This window comes from Paenibacillus sp. TSM33, from assembly GCF_056099025.1.
Genome location: NZ_JBLZXB010000023.1, coordinates 409,596 through 432,172, shown reverse-complemented (window position 1 = coordinate 432,172; position 22,577 = coordinate 409,596). Strand labels below are relative to the sequence as shown.

The following is a 22,577-nucleotide window of genomic DNA, read 5'->3' as shown; positions in this document are numbered from 1 at the left end:
TTTTTTGTCATTTTCCACAAGTAAATTTCATAAACTTTACAAAAATAGTTTTTTTGCAATTGCATATTACATAAAAAAAGATATTGACGTGATATTATTTTACACTTAAGATAAACCTTAATAAAAATGTAATGGTTGTCGGTGCACAAAATTGACCAAGGGTCTAAAACATGTGTTCTACGCTATCATTAGGAACAGTAAGGAGGATGTGCAAACTTCATTTTCAAACCTCAAGCTTTAACGAATCACCGCAGGAATGAGACAGGCTGTTAAATAAAGACCGACTAAGGGGGATTAACAGGATGGTGCAAACGAAGAAATGGGTTTCTTTGCTTATGGTGCTTACGATCGTTGGTGTTCTGTTTGCAGGATGTAGTGGAGGTGCTAATGAGGCACAGCCGCAGCAAGGCAATGCGGATAAGAAAACAGAGGGAAATGAAGGCAGCGCACCAGTTACAGAGGGTGTAATTAAAGCGACGGATTTGTCACAAAATCCTCCGGGAGCAACAAATCGGAAAGATAACATTGTAGTAGGTATGACATCACCTAAAGGGGTATTTAACCCGCTATTCTGGCAAACAACTTATGATTTATATGTAGTCAGAACAGTATTTGATTCCTTCTTACAGGTGAAGGCAGATGGTACATATGAAAATAGTTTGGCTGAGAAGGTTGATGTATCGCCGGATGGTCTAAAATACACCTTCCATCTGAAACCAGGTGTGAAGTATAGTGACGGCACTCCAGTAACCGTAAAGGATTATGCTTTTGTTCTCAAAGTGCTGCATGATCCGAATTATGATGGAGAAAGCGATATATTATCTTTTAAGATTAAAGGCGGTAAGGAATACCACGATGGTAAGGCGAATGATATCTCGGGTATCAAGGTCATCGATGATAATACAGTAGAGGTAACCGTTACAGAAGCAACAGCTTATACGAAGGATTATCTGGGTGAACAATACTTCATGCCAGAAGCTTATTACGGAAAAGGGTTCAAGAAGGGTAACCTGGACAGCATCAAGGCGCTTAATAATAAACCAATCGGCTCCGGGCAGTATGTGCTGAAGAGCTTTTCCCCGGGTCAGCAAGTCGTACTTGAAGCGAATCCAAACTACTTCAAGGGCGCACCAAAGGTAAAATCAGTAATTTTCAAAACGACAACAGATGAAACAAACCTGTCTATGCTCCAAACAGGCGAAACGGACATGGACAACATCACAGTTACGGAAGACAATGTAGAGGAATTAAAGGCTCTAGGCTTCTTGGACGTGAATATTATGCCGACCAATGGCTATGGATATATTGCATTTAATCACAAGGAAAAGAAGTTCCAGGACCCTAAAGTACGTCAGGCTTTAACTATTGGTTTAAACCGTAAAGAGATTGTACAGGGCGTGTATGGCCCATATGCGAATGTCATTAACATTCCACAATCTACAGAATCTTGGTCTTATACGGATGAAGGCATCAACAAATATGAATTTGATACAGCGAAGGCGAAGGCTTTGCTGGATGAGGCAGGCTGGAAGGTTGGCGCTGACGGGATTCGCGAAAAGGACGGCGAAAAGCTGACCATTAACTTCTCTGCGACTGCTGATAATCCAGTAGTAGAGGCCTTGCTACCAATCATGTCCAATAACTATAAGGAGCTAGGCATCAAGCTGACTTCTGAAACTTTAGATTTTAACGCCATTATGGATAAAAAGGATACAGGCAAGTTTGATATGTTCTTCGCGGCTTGGGGCTTAACTCCAGACCCGGATACAACGACTTTTATTACGAATGGTGCACAAAACGATATCGGCTACTCTAATAAAAAGGTCGATGAATTAACGATTGCTGGTAAGCATGAACTGGATCAAGAGAAACGCAAACAGATTTACAAACAGCTCTATCAAGAGCTGAACAAAGATCTGCCAACTATCTTTATGTACCAACGTAGAGATATGTGGCCAGTGAATGGACGTGTATCCGGCCTAGAAATTACGCCATACAAAGATTTTGAGTTCACTCTTCATAACGCTCAAATCGCTCAATAAGGGGTGCCAACCGTATGCTCAGCTCTCACGAGCTGGGCATATCACTTTATTCGTCTGGAGGAATGAATATGAAGCAGTATATTATTCGAAGACTGCTGCAACTCATCCCCACACTTATTGGCATATCTATTATCGTTTTTGCGATTTCAGCCATGGTGCCGGGTGATTATATTACAGCCAAGCAGAACCCGAATATGACCGCCGAGAAGGCGCAACAGCTACGACATATCTACGGGCTGGATAAACCGGAATACCAACGATATTTTATATGGGCCGGTAATATGTTAAAGGGAAATATGGGGGATTCATTACAGCATAAGCAGCCGGTAACGAAGGTCATTGGCAATTATGTATGGAACTCTTTTATTATCGCTTTTTTTAGTCTTATTTTTAGCTGGCTCATTGCAGTTGTTGCAGGGGTATTTTCAGCTAAGTTTCAATATTCGTTATTCGATAAGTTTGTGACGTTATTCATTTTCTTATGTATGTCGCTGCCTTCATTTTTTATTGGTCTATTGGTCATCAAGATATTTGCCCTGGAATGGGGAATTCTCCCGGTTGGAGGTATGACCACAGCAGGGATGGAAGCAGGCTCGTGGGCTTATATGGTGGATGTCCTCAAGCATATGTTCCTGCCGACACTCGTACTTACGATGCTAAGTACAGGAAGCCTGACTCGTTATTTCCGTACAGGCATGTTGGAGGTCATCCGTCAGGATTATATCCGTACCGCACGCGCCAAGGGCTTGAAGGAACGGACGGTTATTTTCAAACATGCACTGCGCAATGCCTTGATTCCAGCAATCACACTACTCGGATTCGAGCTTCCGGCCTTATTTGGTGGGGCGATGATTCTGGAAAAGGTATTTGTATGGCCAGGTGTGGGGCAGGTCTATCTGGAGTCGATTAGTATGCGGGATTATCCGTTTATGTTGGGCTTCACCATTTTCCTAGCTGTTCTCACGCTCATCGGCAATCTACTTTCTGATGTATTATATGGCATGGCAGATCCAAGAATTCGCTTGAAGTAGGAGGGATACTATTGTCCGCAGAAACAGTCACGATTGAAACGAATCAAAAGGCGGCGATCCGTCCTGAAGCGTCTCCATGGAGAATCGCCGTTCGCCGTTTTAACCAAAACCGTCTGGCTTTGGCAGGTCTCGTTATATTAATTCTGATGGTTGTCATTTGTGTATTTGGACCCATGGTTTCACCTTATCATTTAGATGATTACAAGCTCTCTGACAAAAACTTATCCCCTAATGCGAAGTACTGGCTCGGTACGGATAAGTTTGGTAGAGATATTTTACTGCGTACGATGCTGGCTGGCCGTATTTCTTTGACGGTGGGGCTGGTCGCTACGTTTATTTCGGTCATGATCGGGGCGACGTTGGGTGCGCTGGCAGGATTTTATCGTAAAGGCGTGGATACGGTTATTATGCGGATTGCCGATATTTTTATGGCGCTGCCTACATTGCCGCTGCTTATTATTTTAGGTGCTGTTCTATCGGATTTGAAAGTTGATCCGTCGAACCGTATTTATTTTCTGATGCTTATTATTGGGGTCCTGAGCTGGACGAGCTTGTCCCGTCTGGTCAGAGGGCAGATTCTTACGCTGCGTGAACAGGAGTTCATGCAGGCGACGGAAGCGCTGGGGTTGAGAGACCGACGCAAAATATTCCGACATCTGCTGCCGAACACGATTCCTACTATTATTGTTACGGCCACACTTGGAGTAGCTGGTGCGATTATTACAGAATCTGCGCTCAGTTACTTGGGGATTGGCGTCGTGCCGCCCACACCTTCGTGGGGGAACATGATATCGGCTGCGAATAACCTGATTGACTTCCGCAAACGGCCTTGGATATGGGTACCACCGGGAATGTGTATTCTAATTACCGTTGTAGCGATTAATCTGATTGGAGACGGTTTGCGTGACGCACTGGACCCTAAAATGAAGAAGTAGGAGACGAACGTTTATGGAAAATGCTTTGATTGAATTTCGTAACCTGAAAACCCACTTTCATACCTCTAACGGAACTGTCAAAGCGGTCAATGACGTCAGTTTTAAAATTCGTGAGGGTGAAACGCTCTGTGTGGTAGGAGAATCTGGCTGTGGTAAGAGTGTAACTGCGATGACAATGATGCGGTTGATTGATTCTCCTCACACCTCGGACGGACAAATCTGGTTTGAGGGCAAAGACCTCCTAAAACTTAGTAAAGGTCAAATGCAGCAAATTCGCGGCAATGACATTTCGATTATTTTTCAGGAACCAATGTCTTCTCTGAATCCGGTGCTTACGATCGGGGAACAGATTACGGAGCCGTTGCTGATGCATACATTAATGAGTAAAAGGGAAGCACGCGCCCGGGCAATTGAACTAATTAATTTGGTGGGCATTTCGCGATCGGAGGAAATATTCAATTCCTATCCTCATGAGTTGAGTGGCGGTATGCGCCAGCGGATTATGATTGCTATTGCTTTAAGCTGTAATCCGAAGCTGTTGATTGCGGATGAACCAACAACGGCACTGGATGTAACGATCCAGGCCCAGATTCTCGATTTAATGCGGGATTTGAAGGATAAGCTTAAAACGTCCATTATGCTGATAACACACGACTTGGGTGTCGTGGCAGAAATGGCGGATTATGTGGTCGTTATGTATGCTGGGAACGTTATTGAAGAGGCTCCTGTCATTGAGCTGTTCAAAAATCCGCAGCATCCATATACTCAAGGGCTATTAAAGGCTAAACCTGTCATTAATCAGAAAATGGATCGGCTGTATTCCATCCCAGGACAGGTGCCAAACCCCATTGAGCTGGGCGAAAATTGCCATTTCCATGATCGGTGCGCACATTGTATGCAAATATGCAAGGATCAGGTCCCTCCCTTGAATGAAAAGGAGAATGGCCATAAGGTTGCCTGCTGGCTATATGAGAAAGAAGGAGGGCAACGGATATGAGTGAGCCTTTGATTCAAGTGGAAGGACTGAAAAAGTATTTCCCAATCACAGGTGGGGTTTTTCAGCGTACGGTCGGACATGTCAAGGCGGTCGATGATGTATCCTTTCATATTCATAAGGGTGAGTCCTTTGGTCTGGTAGGAGAATCGGGCTGCGGTAAAAGTACGATTGGACGCACGATTCTCAGATTGATGGATAAGACAGAGGGATCAGTACGGTACAAGGGTGAAGACTTGCACGCATTAAACAAGGAGCAGATTCGTGCGCTTCGTCCGAAACTGCAAATCGTCTTCCAGGACCCCTTTAGCTCACTGAACCCGAGAATCAAGGTGGGTGAGGCGATCGGAGAGGCTTTGCTGGATCACGGGTTGATTGATCGTAATGAGCTGCGGCAGAAGGTCAACGAAACGCTGAACATTTGCGGGCTGTCCTCGTATCACTATGATCGGTATCCGCATGAGTTCTCTGGCGGTCAACGGCAGCGGATCGGGATTGCCCGGGCCTTGATTTTGAATCCTGATTTTATTGTGGCTGACGAGCCGGTATCGGCTCTGGATGTATCGATTCAGGCCCAAATCATTAACTTGTTAAGCGATTTGCAGCAGGAACGCCAACTGACGTACCTGTTCATCTCGCATGATCTGAGTGTAGTCGAGCATCTGTGTAGCCGGATCGGTGTGATGTATCTGGGCTCAATGGTAGAGTTGGCCTCCAAGGAGGAACTGTTCAGGAATCCGCTTCACCCGTACACCAAGGCGTTGCTATCAGCAGTACCGATTCCAGATCCGACGATCAAAAGACAGCGGATTGTGTTAAAAGGGGACATCCCGTCTCCGGCTAATCCGCCGTCTGGATGTAAGTTTCATACACGCTGTCCTATGGCGGAAGCGCGCTGTAGAACAGAGGCTCCGGTATACCGAGATGCAGGCGACCAGCATTTTGTAGCCTGTCACTTTGCCTGATACGAGATACTGAAGAAGCAAAATATCCGCCATCCTGTAACAAGGATTGGCGGATATTTTGTCGTGAAATAAAAAAAGGTAAAAAAATTGTATCTTTTTTTCGAAAAATTGCAGACAAAATGGATTTTTCATCGTCTAATAAGGTATGGAGGTTATTGCGATGATGAAAAAACATTGGTTACGTTGGGCTATTGTCGTCCCTGTACTTATTATATTGATTTTTATTACACTTGGACCCCGTTTGTTGATCGGAAAGCCGAATGTGGATGCAGACGCTGCAGTGCTGATGGACATGCACACCGGGGAATTACTGATGGATGTGAATGGTGATAAGCCTATGCCCTCGGCAAATATGTCCAAGCTCATGACCGAGCTACTGGTACTGGAGGATATTCGGACCGGACGGTTAGGCTGGAATGATGAGGTGCGAATTAGTCGTTATGCCAGTACGGTAGGTGGCGTTAATCTCTCTCTCCGGTATGGCGAAAGAATGACCGTTTCGGAACTGTTCCAAAGTATGGTTGTGTATTCAGCGAATGACGCCGCTGTAGCGCTGGCAGAGCGTTCATCAGGGAATGAGTCCGCTTTTGTGAAGCGCATGAATGAAAAGGCTGCTCAAATTGGGTTGTCACCCGGTAGTCGTTTTAGTAATGCCTCTGGGGCTGGTCAGAGTGAATTGGGGCCGAACCATCCTAAGGATATTCGTGGAGAAACGAAAATGACGGCAAGCGACACTGCAAAGTTGGCCTCTTACTTGATTACGTCACATCCTGAGATTCTCAGAACATCCAGCCGTACACAGATGGAATTGAAGGATAAGGGCATTTACATCAGTAATACGAACTGGATGCTGCCTTCCTTGGCTGGACCATATTCTTATGCAGGGACGGACGGATTAAAAGCAGGGTACACAAGCGATGCTGGATACTGTTTTACTGGTACAGCTGAGCAGCATGGCAAACGATTAGTTGCTGTAGTGCTGGGTGCACCGAGCAAGGAAGAGCGTTTCGCACAGACACGGAAGCTGTTTGATTATGGTTTTTCTCTGTCCACCTCTTTTCCGGTACGATTGCAAAATTTGGTGAAACTGTCTCTGCATTAAGATAAAAGAAAACTTTGAAAGCTACATAGGATACTTATATACACGTAAATGAGGGCTTTGACCGTGAGGGCGAAGCCTTTTTTGTCTTGAATTTGAGGAACTGACCATGCCATGGCACTTTTGACAACAAGGTAGCAGACCTTTTATGCTTTGAGGGGAAGTTTTCGCTTCATGAGGGACTAATCCGGTTTAATGAAGAGATGGGATTTGTGGACGAAAGAAGGAAGGAAGCCATGATGGAGAGAAGACATAAGAGAAGGACTCGTGGAAAGACCAAAAAGAAAAAGAGGTTTACCGCTCTATATATTTCATGTATTGTCTTGTTTTTGTGTGCAGTGGGAGGCTATTTATTCCGCAAACAGTTGACGCTCGTGGCTTTTGACTGGTTTGTATCACCGACGCTGGAAAGTAAGCTGGAGAAATCCTACCAGCCTCGTCAATCCAAGGAACAGCAGCCCCAAGAGACAGTAGCTTACCAGAAGGAGCCTTTTTCGGTGTTGTTACTGGGAACGGATCAAAGGCCGAATGAAAAGGCACGTGGTCGCTCAGATACGGTGATATATGCTGCTGTACGGCCCGCAGAATCGCGTGTACTCTTGGTTTCCATTCCAAGGGATACATATGTACAGATTGCCGGACATGATTCGAATCGAGATGGCGAGGATGATTTTGATAAGTTAGGGCATGCTTATGCGTTCGGAGGCGAGGATATGTCCATGGCCACCGTAGAGAAGCTGATGGAGCATAAGGTCGATTATTATGCTACGATTAATTTCCAGGGTATTCAGGATGCCGTGAATGCAGTGGGTGGAGTAGTGCTTCCTATCGATCAGCCCATCGAGAATAAAAACCCGCTGCATATCAAGTTCCGTATTGAGGCGGGCAAGCCGCTTTATAATGGTGAAGAAGCCATGTATTATGTTAGGTATCGGGAAGATAGCGACTTCAACCGCACAAAACGTCAGCAAATTTTTTTGAACGCAATGGCGGATAGGCTGCTGAATATCGACGGAATCACCAAGATCCCGGAGTTGCTCGATATCATGGGGGCCAATTTCACAACGGATATGGAGCCTGCCTTTATTACTGGGCTTGGCAAGCAAGCTATTTCACAAGGGAATCCACAAATCTCAAGTTTTACGATTACGGGGGAAGGGTTCAAAAAGAAGGGCCTGTACTATGACCGGGCTAATGAACAGGAACTTGAATATGCCAGACTTATGATTGCGAACTGGCTAGACTCTGATACAACCCCGCAGACGCTGAGGCTTCCCGACAAACAGGACATTCAGTGAGTAATCAATGGATTTATATTTGATTTTGAGGGGGATTCGTTTCTCATGAATATTGCTTTTTTCTTGCTTCCCAAACAAGAGGTCGCTTGTGTAACGGCGGATGCTACTCTACGGCAAACATTGGAACGAATGGAATACCACCGGTTCACAGCGGTTCCTATTTTGGATAAGGAAGGTAGATATACGGGTACGGTTACAGAGGGTGACTTATTGTGGCATATGAAAGAGTCTGAGGGAAAAATCACCTTTGAAAACGCTTCTAAGTTTATGCTTAAGGACGTTCCGCTGCGGGTTTCGATGAAACCTGTATCCATTGATGCCAATATGGAGGATTTGATTAATTTGGCGAAGGTACAGAACTTTGTGCCTGTCGTCGATGATATGGAACGGTTCATCGGTATCGTGCGCCGCAGCCAAATTATTGAGTATTGTGAGAAATTTGTGTCTAAGGAATCGCTTAATACTTCAAGCTAAAATAAGCAACAAAGCCGCACTGAAGATTACTATTACCCTAGGGGCTAACAGTGTTGACATGGGCTTATAATAAGCAGCAAAGCTGCTCTGAAAATAACGATTTACCCTATGGGGTAACAGTTATTTTCAAAATAGGATATGCTATAATGGAGAATAAAGCTTTTTCAGAGGGGTGTGACTCTTCATCATATGCCTAAAGAAATGGATGTAGTTAAACGAGCCAAGGTTATTGAATGGCTTAAAACAGAGGTGCTTGACCAAGTCTCCCGTCTGTTTAAGGCGATGTGGGAAGGCAGTACAGTCCGTATTGGTGATTGTTTGGCCAGCCTGGTGATGAGCAGTTATATTCTGGGAAGGCGTCTTGGGGTGTCTTACCGTGAATTGGATGATCTACTCATCGACAAGCTAAGAAAGCACAGAAAAGAAGGACACCAGCTGGAGGATTGGTATCAGGACATTTCCGCACTGGAAGAACATATGCGTAAGAGGTGAAAACGTTGAAATTCCGCTTGGCCACTGTAGCATGGAGCGTTATTTATTTGCTTCTGCTGCTGACTCTATTGACACCATTTAGAATTATTACCGTATTTTTTCTGATTGTGCCTGGCGCTGTATTGTTTTCATCGCTGCCTTTCAAAGGATTTCTGGTTCACGTCATACCGGTGCTTTTAATTATAGCGCTACTCGATGTGTATTCGCTGCTTCCTGCGATTTACTTTCTGATTCCTTCTATATTGATGGGACGGATATATAAAAAGGGAGGATCTGCTTTTCAGGCGTTGATGACCGGAACGGGCATTATTTTAGCCGAATTGTTGTTTGTACTGTTTATCGCTACGTATTCCTTCGGGTTTGATCTTTCGCAGTCCCTTCGGGATCAGGCTGAGATATCGGCCAGTATTGTACAGCAGATTTTAAGTGCGAATCCGATGTTTGCGAATATGAGCTGGACAGCTGAAGATACGCAGAAACTCGGTACAATGCTGATTGGTAAAGTTCCATATGTGATGATCGTCAGCTCGTTTATACTGGCAGTGATCACACATGCTTTGGCACGTCCAGCATTGAGCAGTCTCGATGTGCCGGTACGTAAAATGAAGCCTGCCCGCGAGTGGATGCTACCACGCACGCTGATCTGGTACTATCTGCTGGCAATTGTAATTGGATGGATAGCGGATTCCTCCGATAGCAGCTGGATTCAAACGGTTTCCATTAGTATGCTACCGCTGATCCATGCATGTTTTATTATCCAGACAATTGGTTTTGTATACTTCTGGACGCATAGCCGTAAAATGAGCCCAGTGATTGCGTTGCTGCTGTCGCTCGTCGTTCTGGTGTTCCAGCCGCTCCGCATTATAGGTATTATTGATTTGGCCTTTCCGCTGCGTGAAGCTATTACAAGATCAAAGAAATAGGGTGAACAGTCATGCCTAAATTTCTACAAAAACGCTGGCACGGCTATCAGACGGTCTGGGCGTTTTTACTGCTGCTGGTGCTTGTCATATGTATTTCCATGTACAACTGGGAACTGGGTGTGATAGGACTGCTGCTATCATTCTTGCTCGGCGGATTGATGCTGAAGACTGAGCTGGATTTCCGTCGGGAACTGAATCAATATATCAGTGGCCTTTCCTTCCGGATCAAGCGGGTGGAGGGAGAAGCGATCAGTACACTGCCGTTCGGTATCATTTTATACAGTGAAAATCGGACGGTAGAATGGCACAATCGCTTTGCCAGTGAGATGTTCGAGGAGCAATCGTTGATTGGAGAGCCCCTTCAAGATTTGTTTCCTCAACTCGCAAACGCTCTAAGCACTAAAAAGGAAACGAAAGAGTCTGCTCGTGAACTAAAGGTGGAATTACAGCATGATGAGCGTCATTATCAGTTTCTAATCGTGCCTGATGAGCGTCTGATATATTTGTATGAAGTGACGGAGCTCGCGGTACTGCGCAAGCAGTATGAGAACGAGCGGTTAGCGCTTGGTATTGTCATGCTTGATAATATGGACGAGGCTGCTCAGGGAATGGACGATCAGCAGCGTACCGCGCTTATTGCGAAGGTTTCCAGCGAGATTACGTCTTGGGCCAATCAATACAATATTTATTTGCGCCGGTTGTCATCTGAGCGTTATCTTATTATGCTGAATCATAAAGCACTCCAGGAGCTGGAGCAAAGCCGATTCGTCATTTTGGATACCGTGCGGGAAATGACAGCAGATTTGAAAGTACCGATGACATTGAGCATTGGCTTGTCTTTCGGCGCAGAGAGTATCAAGGAGCTGGGCGAGCTAGCTCAATCCAGTCTAGATATGGCGCTTGGACGTGGGGGAGATCAGGCAGCAGTGAAAGCGGGACAGCGCCTGTCCTTTTACGGAGGCAAGTCCAATGCTGTCGAGAAGCGTACCAGGGTGCGTGCCCGAGTCATTGCGCATGCGTTGCGTGATCTGATGCAGGAGAGCGACCGTGTGCTGATTATGGGACACAAAATACCGGACATGGATGCAATAGGAGCAGCTATCGGTGTGTGGAAGGCTGCGGCACTTTACAATGTAGAGGCCCATATCGTACTGGACAAATCCAATCCGTCTATTGACCGAATGATGGAGCAGGTAAACAAGGATGAGAAGCTGTCGCAAGCGCTCATGACACCGGAGCAGTCGCTTCAGGTGATGACCGAGCACAGCCTGCTGGTTGTGGTGGATACGCACAAGGCGTCAATGACGATTGAGCCGCGTCTGGTGCAGACGGCCAGCCGGGTGGTGGTTGTGGATCATCACCGTCGGGGCGAGGAATTTATTAATGATTCTGTTCTGATCTATTTGGAGCCATACGCGTCATCGGCCTGTGAACTGGTGACTGAGCTGCTGCAATATATCCATGAAAAGGTCCAGCTGACACCGCTGGAGGCAACATCACTGCTGGCGGGGATTACGGTGGATACCAAGCATTTCTCCCTGCATACAGGCTCACGCACGTTTGAGGCAGCTGGCTTCTTAAGACGTAGTGGAGCAGATACAGTGATGATCCAGCGCATGTTAAAAGAGGACCTGGATGAATATATTGCTAAGGCGGAAATTATTAAGCATGCTAAAATGATATATGGGCATATCGCAATTGCGGTGACCGAGCCCGGACAAAAAATACCGCAGCTCCTGATTGCTCAGGTGGCGGATTCATTACTCAATATGACGGATGTACTGGCCTCCTTTGTGGTCAGTGAACGTCCTGACGGCCTGGTGGGGATCAGCGCCCGATCACTCGGACGCATGAACGTACAGGTCGTCATGGAACGGCTAGGCGGCGGAGGACATCTGACGAATGCGGCGGTTCAGCTGGATTGCTCGCTGGAGGAAGCTAAGCGCAGAGTGGTCGACGTACTGGCCGAAATTGATGGGGAAGAGGGGTTATTTGAATGAAAGTAATATTCATTAAAGATATGAAGGGCCAAGGTAAGAAGGGGCAGGTTAAGGAAGTATCCGACGGTTATGCAGCGAATTTTCTGTTGCCGCGTGGGATTGCCCGTCCAGCAACGGAAGGAAATATGAAGACGCTGGAAAACCAAAACGCTGCTGAGGAAAAACGCAAGCAAGAGGAAAAGGAAGAGGCGCAAGTACTCGGCAAAAAGCTGGAAGAGACTACAATTCAGCTCAAAGCGAAGGCTGGAGAAGGCGGACGGCTGTTCGGTGCGATTACAAGCAAGCAAATCGCAGAGGCGGTTGCCAAAACGGGCATCAAACTGGATAAACGTAAAATCGAGCTGGAAGAACCGATTCGTACGTTGGGCGTGACTCAAATGACCGTCAAGCTTCATCCTGAGGTCAAAGCTACGCTGAAAGTACAGGTGATAGAAGAATAATTATGGGCGGCGAATTTTTTGATCGGATTCCTCCGCAAAATCTGGAGGCTGAACAGGCGGTTATCGGGTCTATTTTGCTCCAGTCTGAAGCACTGATTACCGCAATGGAGCGGGTACAGACCGAGGACTTTTACGATAAGGCTCATCAGATGATATACGAAGCAATGATTGAGCTGGGTGAATCCGGGCAGCCGATTGACTTGGTTACGCTGACCTCGAAAATTCAGGACAAAGGTCAGCTGGAGGATATCGGCGGTGTCAGTTATCTGGCGAAGCTAGCTCACGGGGTGCCGACAGCGGCTAACGTGGACTACTATGCCCAGATTATTGAAGAAAAAGCGATGCTTCGTCGCTTGATTCGCACAGCTACGCAAATTGTGAGTGAAGGCTATAGCAACGGCGAGGATGTGGCCGGTATGCTGAGCGATGCCGAGCGCAAGATCATGGAAATCTCCAATGGTCGCTCTGGCAGTGGTTTTATCGCCATCCGCGATGTCGTGATGGAAGTGTTCGACCGTGTCGAAATGCTGCATCAGAACAAGGGAAATACAACCGGAATTCCATCCGGATTCGTCGACCTAGACAAGATGACAGCAGGTTTCCAGCGCAATGACCTGATCATTGTAGCTGCCCGTCCATCTGTAGGTAAAACGGCATTCGCCCTGAATATTGCCCAAAACGTTGCCGTACGGGCAAAAGAGACGGTTGCCATTTTCAGTCTGGAAATGTCAGCCGCTCAGCTCGTGCAGCGGATGATCTGTGCCGAGGCTAACTTGGACGCGAACGTTATGCGGACCGGTGAATTTAAAGGCGATGACGATTGGGCGAAGCTGACGATGGGCATTGCAGCCCTGTCGGAGGCAGAAATCTATATTGACGATACGCCTGGTGTCACCGTGGCTGATATCCGTGCCAAATGCCGCCGTCTCAAGACGGAAAAGGGACTGGGTATGATCGTAATTGACTACTTGCAGCTCATTCACGGACGCGGTAAAGCGGGCGAGAACCGACAGCAGGAAGTATCCGAAATTTCACGGACATTGAAGCAAATCGCCCGTGAGCTTGAAGTGCCTGTCATTGCCCTTTCCCAGCTGAGCCGGGGTGTGGAGCAGCGTCAAGATAAGCGGCCTATGATGAGTGACTTGCGGGAATCGGGTTCCATTGAGCAGGACGCCGACATCGTTGCGTTTCTGTACCGGGATGATTATTATAATCAGGAAACAGAAAAGAAGAATATTATTGAAATTATCATTGCCAAGCAGCGTAACGGCCCGGTTGGTACGGTAGAGCTGGTATTTCTCAAAAATTATAATAAATTCGCTAATTACGAGCGTGCCCATTCGGATGCGTTCGCCGGTTAATATATTACGACAATTAGAAAAGGCTCTTTCGACGCGGATATCGCGATTTCGAGAGAGTCTTTTTTATAAAATTCATATATTTTCATAGAGCGATTGAAACTCTCAATTACGAACAATACTATTTTCATGTAATATAATGTTCGCTTTTTATTTGACTTTGAAAAATGGTACTGGTACACTTATAGTGCTGCTTCAACGCAGTGGGAGATCATTACGCCCGGGGCTTTCCGAACTTGCGGAATGCCTGCGACGGACGTTTTTTCCTGCTGTCCGAGAACGCTCCATGTCTGCCCGCTGAGGCGGTTGAAGCCAGATATGTGTTAGCGTGTCAGCTCAAAATCAGAGTGTCTGTGGGCACTCCACGGAGGAATGAAACATGTCAACTGTAGTCGTTGTGGGAACACAATGGGGAGACGAAGGCAAAGGTAAAATCACGGACTATCTGGCGGAAAGCGCTGAAGTGGTGGCCCGTTACCAAGGCGGAAACAATGCTGGTCATACGATTCTCATTGACGGTAAAAAGTATAAGCTGAGCCTGATTCCATCCGGCGTTTTTTATGAAGATAAAAAGTGTGTTATTGGCAACGGCATGGTAGTGAATCCAGCCGCTCTTATTGAAGAAATTACTTATATTCATGATAATGGATTTTCCACGAAAAATTTGGTCATTAGTGACCGTGCGCATGTCATTATGCCGTACCATATGACGCTGGATGTGCTGGAAGAAGACCGCAAAGGTCCTAACAAAATTGGTACTACCCGTAAAGGGATCGGTCCTGCTTATATGGATAAAGCTGCACGTAACGGTATTCGTATTGCTGATTTGCTGGATGCAGAGGAATTTGAAAAGAAACTGCGCCATCAAACGAAAGAAAAAAACCAAGTGATTGAGCAAGTATACGGCGGCGAGCCGCTGGATGTTGAAGAAATATTGAAACAGTATCTGGAATATGCTGAGTTTATCCGTCCTTATGTAGCGGATACGTCTGTTGTACTGAACGATGCAATCGACGCCAATCGTAAGGTGTTGTTTGAGGGTGCACAAGGCGTTATGCTCGATATCGACCAAGGTACGTATCCATACGTTACGTCCTCTAACCCATCGGCTGGCGGTGTATGTATCGGTTCCGGTGTAGGCCCATCCAAAATTCAACAAGTGATCGGTGTAGCTAAATCGTACACAACCCGTGTAGGTGATGGACCCTTCCCAACGGAATTGAACGATGAGGTCGGCGATTTCATTCGTGAAACAGGTCATGAGTACGGTACGGTTACAGGTCGTGCTCGTCGTGTTGGCTGGTTTGACAGCGTCGTTGTGCGTCATGCTCGTCGTGTTAGCGGACTAACAGGTCTTTCTCTGAACTCGCTGGACGTTTTGACAGGCCTGAAAACAGTTAAAATCTGTACAGGCTACAAATACCGCGGCGAGATCATCACGCATTATCCAGCTAGCTTGAAAATGTTGGCAGAATGCGAAGCGGTATATGAGGAATTGCCAGGTTGGAGCGAAGATATTACTGGCGTGAAAACACTGGAGGAACTGCCAGAAAATACACGTAATTATGTACAACGCGTATCCGAGCTGACAGGCATTCCAATCGCTATTTTCTCGGTTGGTCGTAACCGCGATCAAACGAACCAAGTGCTTCCGATTTATTTGTAAGACATCCGTATGATTCTATGAAGGCATCATGCCTGTTCGTAAATATAGCTATTTCTGTACGATCAAGGAGAGAGAGGCGGTTAATGCCTTTCTCTCCTTTTTCTGTGTAGATGTGTTTATGCTAGTTTTACATATTCCAAGGGTTAAAAATCGTCATATCTCGTCAATACTGGTCTATATGCACTTCATGATGTACACATGGCAAGATGCGTATAAGGAGGTAACGGGATATGAGGTGGCTTGGATGGCTGCTTAAAAAAGGAATGACGGTGGTGCTGGTCAGCGCGCTGACACTGGCAGTGACCGGTGTGGTCGTGAATGCTTATGTTCAATCGCTGCTACGGCAATTCAACATTCAGCTTGATCATCAGCCGATATGGGGATGGGGCTGGCTAAAAGGCAGCGCTGGTACTGATCAAAGTACAGGCACAGGGAAGAGCAAGACGACAGGGAGCGACTCTGGAAGTGTAACACCGCCTGATAATGCTTTGCCTGTCATGGGACAGGGCTTAGAAGAAAGCGGAAATAAGACAGGTGGTGCATCCGATGACAAGGGATCTCAGGAAGGGGCCACGTCGGCGGGAACACCAGGCAGCGAGTCGCGTCAGCAGGCAGAAGGCACAGCTACACCTGAAACGAGTATCGAAGGCCATGACTTGGTCATTACGCCCGACCATCTGACAGAGAAAAAGAACAATTTACCGGCGGCTCAGAAGCAAGAGATTTTTACGATTCTCATGAATAAACTACCGCCGGAAGAGATGCAGAAAATATCAGCCGCGATGGAAGGCGGTCTCACCGAGCAGGAACTTCAAGATATTCAGCAGGTGCTAGCGAAGTATTTGACCAAAGAGGAATATAATAAATTGATGGGTATGCTTAAATAATGCATAAATAAAACGCATGAATGTATGGGCAATGTTCATGCTCAAAACAGGACTATAGAATCCGCGCCGAGCGCGGATTTTTTTGCGTGCTAGGAAGTAATTGGAGTGCAGTTGAATTCTTTGTAAAAGCTATGTTAAAGTAAACTGTGTTGTGAAAAGGTTAAATTTTTGAAACCTTTTACGTAACTATGCAATGCTAGATAGAGACTATTATCATAGATAAGCTTGTAAAACGGCTACTTTTATCATGTAAAAGGACAATAATGAACGCATTTAATAGAGATAGGATATGCTGAAAAGGAGAGAACCATGGAGGTTTCTAAGGGGAAGTTATCACCAGACAGGAATGGAAATTCAAGTGTTGAAGGCAATTCTGCTGATAAAGCAGGGAAAATAGCAACATGGTGGAGCGGACGGAAAAGATGGTTAAGTTGGACGGCAGGCGGCATTGTGATTGTGGGCGGTCTTATTTTTGCTAGCAATCAGTATGTTGGAGCCAATACAGTTCCTTATTATAAAGTGTATGTTAAAGGCGTTGAGGTTGGCAGTATCCTGAATGAGCAGCAGCTTAAGCAGTTGTATTCAACGAAGAGCAAGCAGTATAAAGACAAGTATCCTGACGTGGAAATGGTGCTCAATACGAGCGCGGTCACGACGAGCACAGAAAAGGCATATAAGGCGGATATCGATAGCGCAGCCACGCTGAAGAAGCTGGACGGCATGCTGACTGCCTATGCCAAAGGAGTAGAAGTGAAGGTCAACGGACAGATGGTTGGCATTGTAAAGGATAAAGCGACGGCACAAGCAGCTTTAAAGCAAGTGCAGAAGAAGTACACACCTGCGGGTGAAGGTACGGCTTCTGGCATCAAGGGGCTAGTTCGCAAAACATCCGTGGGGAGTAGTCATGCTAGCGCAAGCACGAAGGCGCCTAAAGCATGGCTGGAGTCTGCTGGTATCCGTGAAAAGATTGCGTATGAGCCTGTGAAAGCAGATCCGAACAAGGTGCTGACGGAGGAAGAAGCGGTTAAAGTATTGACCGAGGGACGTGAAGCTCCTACAACCTATACGGTGCAGGAAGGTGATTCATTGTCGTCGATTGCCACCAAGTTCAATACGACGGCTTGGGAGATTAAGCAAAACAATCCCGGTCTGCGTGAGTTGTATTTGCAAATTGGGGACGAGTTAAAGGTCACAGCTCCCAAGGTACCTGTTACGGTACGAACGGTAGAAAAGGTCGTCGAGCAGATCGCCATCGAGCCTGAAATAGAGATTCGCCAGAGCGATGAATTGAAGGCAGGAGTTACGAAAGTCGTCAGACCGGGACAAGCAGGTCTTAAAGAGATGGACTACCGTTTGACCAAAGAGAACGGTGAAGTTATACAAGAGGAATGGCTTGGTCAAAAGGTGCTGAAGCCCTCCGTTACCGAGGTAGTTCTGAGAGGAACGAAGGTCGTGGGGGAAGGCTCCGGACAGTTCGCTTGGCCGGTGTCTGGCGCTACAATGTCGAGCAGCTTTGGCGCACGTTGGGGACGTATGCACGAAGGGGTCGACTTGGTCGGCAGTCCTGACATTCACGCATCTGATGAAGGCGTGGTGTCATTTGCAGGTCAGCAGAATGGATACGGCAAAGTCATTATGATCGATCATGGCAACGGATACCAGACGGTGTACGGTCATTTGAGCAGCATTGGCGTTCATGTAGGTCAGGTCGTTCAACAGGGCGAGTCGATCGGAGTCATGGGGAGCACAGGACGCTCGACAGGAACGCATCTGCATTTTGAAATTCGCAAAGATAATACGCCACGCAATCCCATGACGTATTTAAGATAGATTTGACGCTTATATCGTTAGCTACATGATTGATGAAGATCAAGAAGAAAGACCATGTTTTCTGCATGCTTAACAGCCAGGTGCAGGCATGGTTTTTTCTGCGTAAAGAAAAGGGTCTGGAAAAGTAATGGAATAGCGTACGGGTATGATAGAATAGAATCAGCATCTTATGGGCGCTGACAAACGAAAGTTAATGATAGATGATGATCCGTGAGAAGAGGTGAATGCTGTATGCAGGGGACGATTCTAGTAGTGGATGATGAACAACCTATCGCTGATATTTTGAAATTTAATTTGGAAAAAGAGGGCTACGAGGTGATTTGCGCCTTCGATGGAATCAGTGCGGTGGATATCGCAGTTAAGCAACAGCCAGACCTGATTTTGCTGGACCTGATGTTACCGGGCATGGATGGTATGGACGTATGCCGCGAGGTGCGCGGACATCAGCTTCAAACGCCAATTATTATGCTGACTGCCAAGGACGGGGAAATCGACAAAGTGCTAGGGCTGGAGCTGGGGGCGGACGATTATGTGACGAAGCCGTTCAGCACACGGGAATTGCTGGCACGGGTAAAGGCACAGATGCGCAGACAGCAACGTGGTATGGCGGGCACGCCGGAAAACCGCCCACAGGAGGAAAAGCAGGGGCTGCGTGTAGGCGATCTCTTTTTTGATGCGGATATGTATACAGCCTATAAAAATGGAACTCCACTTGACCTGACGCACCGCGAGTATGAACTTCTGTATTATATGGCGAAAAATGCAGGCAAGGTCATGACTCGCGAGCATTTGCTTCAAGCGGTATGGGGGTTTGAATACTACGGGGATGTGCGGACGGTAGACGTGACGATCCGGCGGCTGCGCGAGAAGATTGAGGAAAACCCGAGCAAGCCGGAGACCATCCTGACACGCCGCGGCCTCGGATATATCGTTAGCGGGGGAAAAGGTGGCCTGCGGGCATGAGATGGCTGTCCTTCTTTCGCACCATTCATGCCAAGCTGATTATTATCTATGTGCTGCTAATCTTGGTGGCCATGCAGTTGATTGGAGTCTATTTTGTCAGCTCGATGAAGAACTCGTTGACGAGTAATTTTACGCAGGATTTGCAAGCACGGGCGGAGATGCTGTCCGTGCTGGCGGAGCAGGATCTGAGCGGCAGTGATGGCAAAATGGAGGAAGATAGCGTCGAAAGTCTGCGTGCACGCGTGAATAACTTGTTTGATTTCAGCGGCGCGGAAATTCAGGTGCTGGATGCCAGTGGCAAAGTACTGATTACTTCTCAAGGCTCTCATGCTGACTATGTCGGACGTAAAAATACACAGACAGTGGTTAGCCGCGCACTCCAAGGAATTCGTGATAACGAGGAATATATGGTGGACGAGGATAACGTCCGCAAGAAGGTCGTCGCCAAGCCTGTCATCAGCCAAGGCAAAATCGTCGGTGCAGTGTACATCGCTGCTTCGATGGCTGAGTTGTACGATACGATGAAACGCATTAACAATGTGTTTCTCTCAGGTATGCTGATTGCGCTTGCGTTGACGGCTGTGCTGGGCGTGGTGTTGGCCCACACGATTACGCATCCAATCAAAGTAATGACACGGCATGCGACGGAGGTCGCTGAAGGCAAGTTTGACCAGCAGATGCCAGTGTTTGGCGAAGATGAAATCGGTAGGCTGAGTGTGGCCTTTAACTATATGACAGGACGTCTACGTGAGGCCCTGTCGCAGAATGAGGAGGAGAAGGAAAAGCTCTCCTCCATCTTGACCAATATGAGCGACGGTGTGGTCGCTACCGACGATCATGGCCGGGTCATTCTGGTCAACCGCCGGGCCAGCGCCATGCTGGGCGTGAACGAGAATGAAATGACCGGTAGACATATCGCGGTACTGCTGGGGATCGACCCCGAGGAAACCGAGGCTCTGTACAGCGGATCGTCGGCTTCTACGCTCTTGCAGCTGGAGCCGGTCGGTCAGGATGAGCCCATCGTCATCCGCGTGACCTTTACGCCAATTCATCGGCGGGAATTTGGCATTACGGGTACGATTGCCGTGCTCCAGGACGTGACAGAGCAGGAGGAAATGGAGACGACGCGACGGGAATTCGTAGCTAATGTATCCCATGAGCTACGCACACCGCTGACGACGATCCGCAGCTACGCTGAAGCGCTGGATGACGGCGCGATGGCTGAGCCGCAGCTCGCAGAGCGTTTTGTGGGTGTTATACGCAATGAGACGGAGCGTATGATCCGGTTGGTTACAGATTTGCTGCATCTGTCGCGGCTCGATTCCAATGAAGCGCCTTTGCGGATGCAGCCTGCCGATGTGATGGAGATGCTGGACGAGGTCGCGGATCGGTTTTCTTTTCAGATGAAGGAAAATCACATTCGCTCAGGCATGTTCGTAGAGCAGGGGATTGGCAAGGTCGTAATCGACCGCGATCAGATTGATCAGGTGCTGGACAATCTGATGTCCAATGCATTGAAATATACGCCAGAAGGTGGAAGTATTCGGATCGAGGCTCGCCGCAACAATGAGGGCATGCTGGCTATTTCGGTGCAGGATACTGGAATTGGTATTCCCAAAAAAGATCTGGACCGGATTTTTGAACGGTTTTATCGTGTGGACAAGGCGAGATCGCGCAATATGGGTGGCACGGGACTGGGGCTGTCGATTGCCCGGGAAATTGTAAAGGCCCATGGAGGTCAGATTTTCCTGGAGTCCGAATATGGTCAGGGAACTTGTACGACTTTTACGCTGCCTATGTCGGGTGAAGGGAGGGAAGCACAGTGAAGGAACGTTTGAAGTCCTGGACGCTTGTTTTGCTGGTAGCTTCCAGCCTGGTTCAGACTTATTTTTTGATCTACCGTCTTCCGGGCAGTGATTCTGTACTCACTTCAGAAACGAACTATGTCAAAACCGAGAGCATGGGGCAGGAGAAAAAGATTGAAAATCTTGTATTCCCTGATAGGATGCTAATTCATCAAGGGGAGAAGAAACATACCGTTTTTTATCCGGGGGTTACTTTTTACGATTTAATTTATACACGGCTGGAAAGCCGAAGCTTTAACAATTTCCAACGCCGGAGTATCCAGTCAGCAGATTGGGCACGGATTCGCAGTGAGAATGAGGGGATCGAATTATCATTTTCCGGCGGGGTTCCGGTTTCATTGCTGGAGCGGGTCATGCGTCTGACGCCGGATTCAGTATTTCAGGGGGAGACGATTAACCGCATCTGGATCTATATCGACGAAGAGAATGCCAAGCCGCACGCGCTTTTTTTTAGTGCCAGAGGCGATGTGGTGTATGAGGCGAACCAGTTTGATATGACCGTAGAGGACATTCGGCAGCATGTGAATTTTGGGAAAAATGCCCCGTTGTACAAGCTGGTGAATAATCAGTATTACATTCCCGTGAATGACCTGGAGACTGTACAGCCTGTGGTATATGCTGGGTTGTTTACGACGGAACAGATGCAGCGGAATTTATTTTTCGATCCGGGCATTACACGCAATATTCAGGAAAAAGACGGTTCGCAAATTTATACAGATAGCAAGCGTAGCTTACAGATCAAGCAGGATCAACGTTGGATGAGCTATACCGATCCTAGTGCACCGGGAGCGGATGGAAGCAGCCCAATTAGGGACGTGTTGGCCGCAGTTGATTTTGTAAATCAGCATGGCGGCTGGGATGCTTCATATCAGATGAAATTGAGAAGCAGCGATGAAAATCGCACGAGTGTGATATTCCAGCAGTATTATGGCGCTTATCCGGTGCTGGACACGCCATCGTTCCGCTTTGGTACGATCTCCTTGCAAATCCAGCAGGAAACGGCATCTGTCTATGATCGTTCGTTGCTGTATCTCAAGGGTGGGGAGCAATCATCGAAGAAAGTGATGCTGCCAGGCGGTGAGAGCTTGGAGAAGCAACTGCAAACGGTCGGCGACGGCAAGTCGATTAGAGATCTGACTCCTGTATATCAGCCAGAGCTGATCAATGACGGATTAAAGCTTGTCCCTGAATGGCGTGTTACGTTCGGCGATGGTTCTGTTGCAGAAATTCATGCTGTTCCTGTAACGTCAGCATCCAATACAACTCCAACGAAGTCAGACCAAGAGACAAAGTGATAATAGGAAGGGGGAACGGG

Annotated in this window: 18 protein-coding genes and 1 pseudogene; all 19 read left to right on the top strand. The window is 47.3% G+C overall.

Going from position 1 to position 22,577, the window contains the following annotated elements:
* Nucleotides 1-302 precede the first annotated feature (302 nt).
* The 19 genes and pseudogenes from ACN6NF_RS25285 (at nt 303) to ACN6NF_RS25195 (ending at nt 22,557) form a co-directional block, all read left to right on the top strand.
* Nucleotides 303-2,042, top strand: coding sequence for an ABC transporter substrate-binding protein (locus ACN6NF_RS25285; protein WP_474320262.1), 1,740 nt, complete (start codon nt 303-305; stop codon nt 2,040-2,042).
* A 68-nt stretch (nt 2,043-2,110) separates the two neighbouring features.
* A complete protein-coding gene (locus tag ACN6NF_RS25280) occupies nt 2,111-3,073 on the top strand; it encodes an ABC transporter permease (RefSeq protein ID WP_016822455.1) in 963 nt (320 codons plus the stop codon).
* Between the two features lie 11 nt (nt 3,074-3,084).
* Entirely contained in the window at nt 3,085-4,008 is a 924-nt protein-coding gene (opp4C, locus tag ACN6NF_RS25275; protein ID WP_474320260.1) for an oligopeptide ABC transporter permease, read from the top strand.
* A gap of 13 nt (nt 4,009-4,021) precedes the next feature.
* Nucleotides 4,022-5,005, top strand: a complete 984-nt coding sequence (locus ACN6NF_RS25270; RefSeq protein WP_474320258.1) for an ABC transporter ATP-binding protein — start codon at nt 4,022-4,024, stop codon at nt 5,003-5,005.
* The gene (locus tag ACN6NF_RS25265) at nt 5,002-5,967 is read left to right on the top strand and encodes an ABC transporter ATP-binding protein (RefSeq protein ID WP_090889273.1); all 966 of its coding nucleotides are present in this window, start codon (nt 5,002-5,004) and stop codon (nt 5,965-5,967) included. The genes ACN6NF_RS25270 and ACN6NF_RS25265 overlap by 4 nt, the downstream gene beginning before the upstream one ends.
* Before the next feature lie 160 nt (nt 5,968-6,127).
* On the top strand, nt 6,128-7,069 hold the full coding sequence (locus tag ACN6NF_RS25260) for a D-alanyl-D-alanine carboxypeptidase family protein (protein WP_016822459.1): 942 nt from the start codon (nt 6,128-6,130) through the stop codon (nt 7,067-7,069).
* A 233-nt stretch (nt 7,070-7,302) separates the two neighbouring features.
* Nucleotides 7,303-8,364, top strand: a complete 1,062-nt coding sequence (locus ACN6NF_RS25255) for an LCP family protein (protein ID WP_474320313.1) — start codon at nt 7,303-7,305, stop codon at nt 8,362-8,364.
* Between the two features lie 45 nt (nt 8,365-8,409).
* Entirely contained in the window at nt 8,410-8,838 is a 429-nt protein-coding gene (locus ACN6NF_RS25250) for a CBS domain-containing protein (RefSeq protein WP_013373897.1), read from the top strand.
* 189 nt (nt 8,839-9,027) lie between these two features.
* Complete coding sequence (locus ACN6NF_RS25245) at nt 9,028-9,330, top strand: MazG-like family protein (protein WP_013373896.1); 303 nt, start codon at nt 9,028-9,030, stop codon at nt 9,328-9,330.
* A gap of 5 nt (nt 9,331-9,335) precedes the next feature.
* Complete coding sequence (locus ACN6NF_RS25240; protein WP_016822461.1) at nt 9,336-10,253, top strand: DUF2232 domain-containing protein; 918 nt, start codon at nt 9,336-9,338, stop codon at nt 10,251-10,253.
* A gap of 11 nt (nt 10,254-10,264) precedes the next feature.
* Nucleotides 10,265-12,253, top strand: a complete 1,989-nt coding sequence (locus ACN6NF_RS25235; RefSeq protein ID WP_016822462.1) for a DHH family phosphoesterase — start codon at nt 10,265-10,267, stop codon at nt 12,251-12,253.
* Nucleotides 12,250-12,693, top strand: a complete 444-nt coding sequence (gene rplI, locus ACN6NF_RS25230; protein ID WP_064797509.1) for a 50S ribosomal protein L9 — start codon at nt 12,250-12,252, stop codon at nt 12,691-12,693. The genes ACN6NF_RS25235 and rplI overlap by 4 nt, the downstream gene beginning before the upstream one ends.
* Nucleotides 12,694-12,695: 2 nt before the next feature.
* Entirely contained in the window at nt 12,696-14,054 is a 1,359-nt protein-coding gene (gene dnaB / locus ACN6NF_RS25225) for a replicative DNA helicase (RefSeq protein ID WP_474320255.1), read from the top strand.
* 376 nt (nt 14,055-14,430) lie between these two features.
* On the top strand, nt 14,431-15,717 hold the full coding sequence (locus tag ACN6NF_RS25220; RefSeq protein ID WP_474320253.1) for an adenylosuccinate synthase: 1,287 nt from the start codon (nt 14,431-14,433) through the stop codon (nt 15,715-15,717).
* Between the two features lie 230 nt (nt 15,718-15,947).
* Entirely contained in the window at nt 15,948-16,604 is a 657-nt protein-coding gene (locus ACN6NF_RS25215; RefSeq protein WP_090889268.1) for a hypothetical protein, read from the top strand.
* Between the two features lie 309 nt (nt 16,605-16,913).
* On the top strand, nt 16,914-18,434 hold the full coding sequence (locus ACN6NF_RS25210) for a peptidoglycan DD-metalloendopeptidase family protein (RefSeq protein ID WP_474320252.1): 1,521 nt from the start codon (nt 16,914-16,916) through the stop codon (nt 18,432-18,434).
* A gap of 231 nt (nt 18,435-18,665) precedes the next feature.
* Nucleotides 18,666-19,397: a response regulator YycF gene (gene yycF / locus ACN6NF_RS25205; RefSeq protein ID WP_016822467.1), complete on the top strand. Its 732-nt coding sequence runs from the start codon at nt 18,666-18,668 to the stop codon at nt 19,395-19,397.
* A pseudogene (walK, locus tag ACN6NF_RS25200) lies at nt 19,394-21,154 on the top strand (cell wall metabolism sensor histidine kinase WalK); the annotation flags it as partial. The gene yycF and the pseudogene walK, both read left to right, overlap by 4 nt.
* 65 nt (nt 21,155-21,219) lie before the next feature.
* Nucleotides 21,220-22,557, top strand: coding sequence for a YycH family regulatory protein (locus tag ACN6NF_RS25195; protein ID WP_474320251.1), 1,338 nt, complete (start codon nt 21,220-21,222; stop codon nt 22,555-22,557).
* Nucleotides 22,558-22,577 lie beyond the last annotated feature (20 nt).

Excerpts from the sequence above, each read along its gene's own strand:
- dnaB (WP_474320255.1), top strand. The coding sequence starts at position 12,696 with ATGGGCGGCGAATTTTTTGATCGGATTCCTCCGCAAAATCTGGAGGCT.
- ACN6NF_RS25265 (WP_090889273.1), top strand. The coding sequence starts at position 5,002 with ATGAGTGAGCCTTTGATTCAAGTGGAAGGACTGAAAAAGTATTTCCCA.
- ACN6NF_RS25245 (WP_013373896.1), top strand. The coding sequence starts at position 9,028 with ATGCCTAAAGAAATGGATGTAGTTAAACGAGCCAAGGTTATTGAATGG.
- ACN6NF_RS25250 (WP_013373897.1), top strand. The coding sequence starts at position 8,410 with ATGAATATTGCTTTTTTCTTGCTTCCCAAACAAGAGGTCGCTTGTGTA.
- ACN6NF_RS25255 (WP_474320313.1), top strand. The coding sequence starts at position 7,303 with ATGATGGAGAGAAGACATAAGAGAAGGACTCGTGGAAAGACCAAAAAG.
- ACN6NF_RS25260 (WP_016822459.1), top strand. The coding sequence starts at position 6,128 with ATGATGAAAAAACATTGGTTACGTTGGGCTATTGTCGTCCCTGTACTT.
- yycF (WP_016822467.1), top strand. The coding sequence starts at position 18,666 with ATGCAGGGGACGATTCTAGTAGTGGATGATGAACAACCTATCGCTGAT.
- ACN6NF_RS25215 (WP_090889268.1), top strand. The coding sequence starts at position 15,948 with ATGAGGTGGCTTGGATGGCTGCTTAAAAAAGGAATGACGGTGGTGCTG.
- ACN6NF_RS25285 (WP_474320262.1), top strand. The coding sequence starts at position 303 with ATGGTGCAAACGAAGAAATGGGTTTCTTTGCTTATGGTGCTTACGATC.
- ACN6NF_RS25235 (WP_016822462.1), top strand. The coding sequence starts at position 10,265 with ATGCCTAAATTTCTACAAAAACGCTGGCACGGCTATCAGACGGTCTGG.
- rplI (WP_064797509.1), top strand. The coding sequence starts at position 12,250 with ATGAAAGTAATATTCATTAAAGATATGAAGGGCCAAGGTAAGAAGGGG.
- ACN6NF_RS25220 (WP_474320253.1), top strand. The coding sequence starts at position 14,431 with ATGTCAACTGTAGTCGTTGTGGGAACACAATGGGGAGACGAAGGCAAA.
- ACN6NF_RS25210 (WP_474320252.1), top strand. The coding sequence starts at position 16,914 with ATGGAGGTTTCTAAGGGGAAGTTATCACCAGACAGGAATGGAAATTCA.
- ACN6NF_RS25280 (WP_016822455.1), top strand. The coding sequence starts at position 2,111 with ATGAAGCAGTATATTATTCGAAGACTGCTGCAACTCATCCCCACACTT.
- ACN6NF_RS25270 (WP_474320258.1), top strand. The coding sequence starts at position 4,022 with ATGGAAAATGCTTTGATTGAATTTCGTAACCTGAAAACCCACTTTCAT.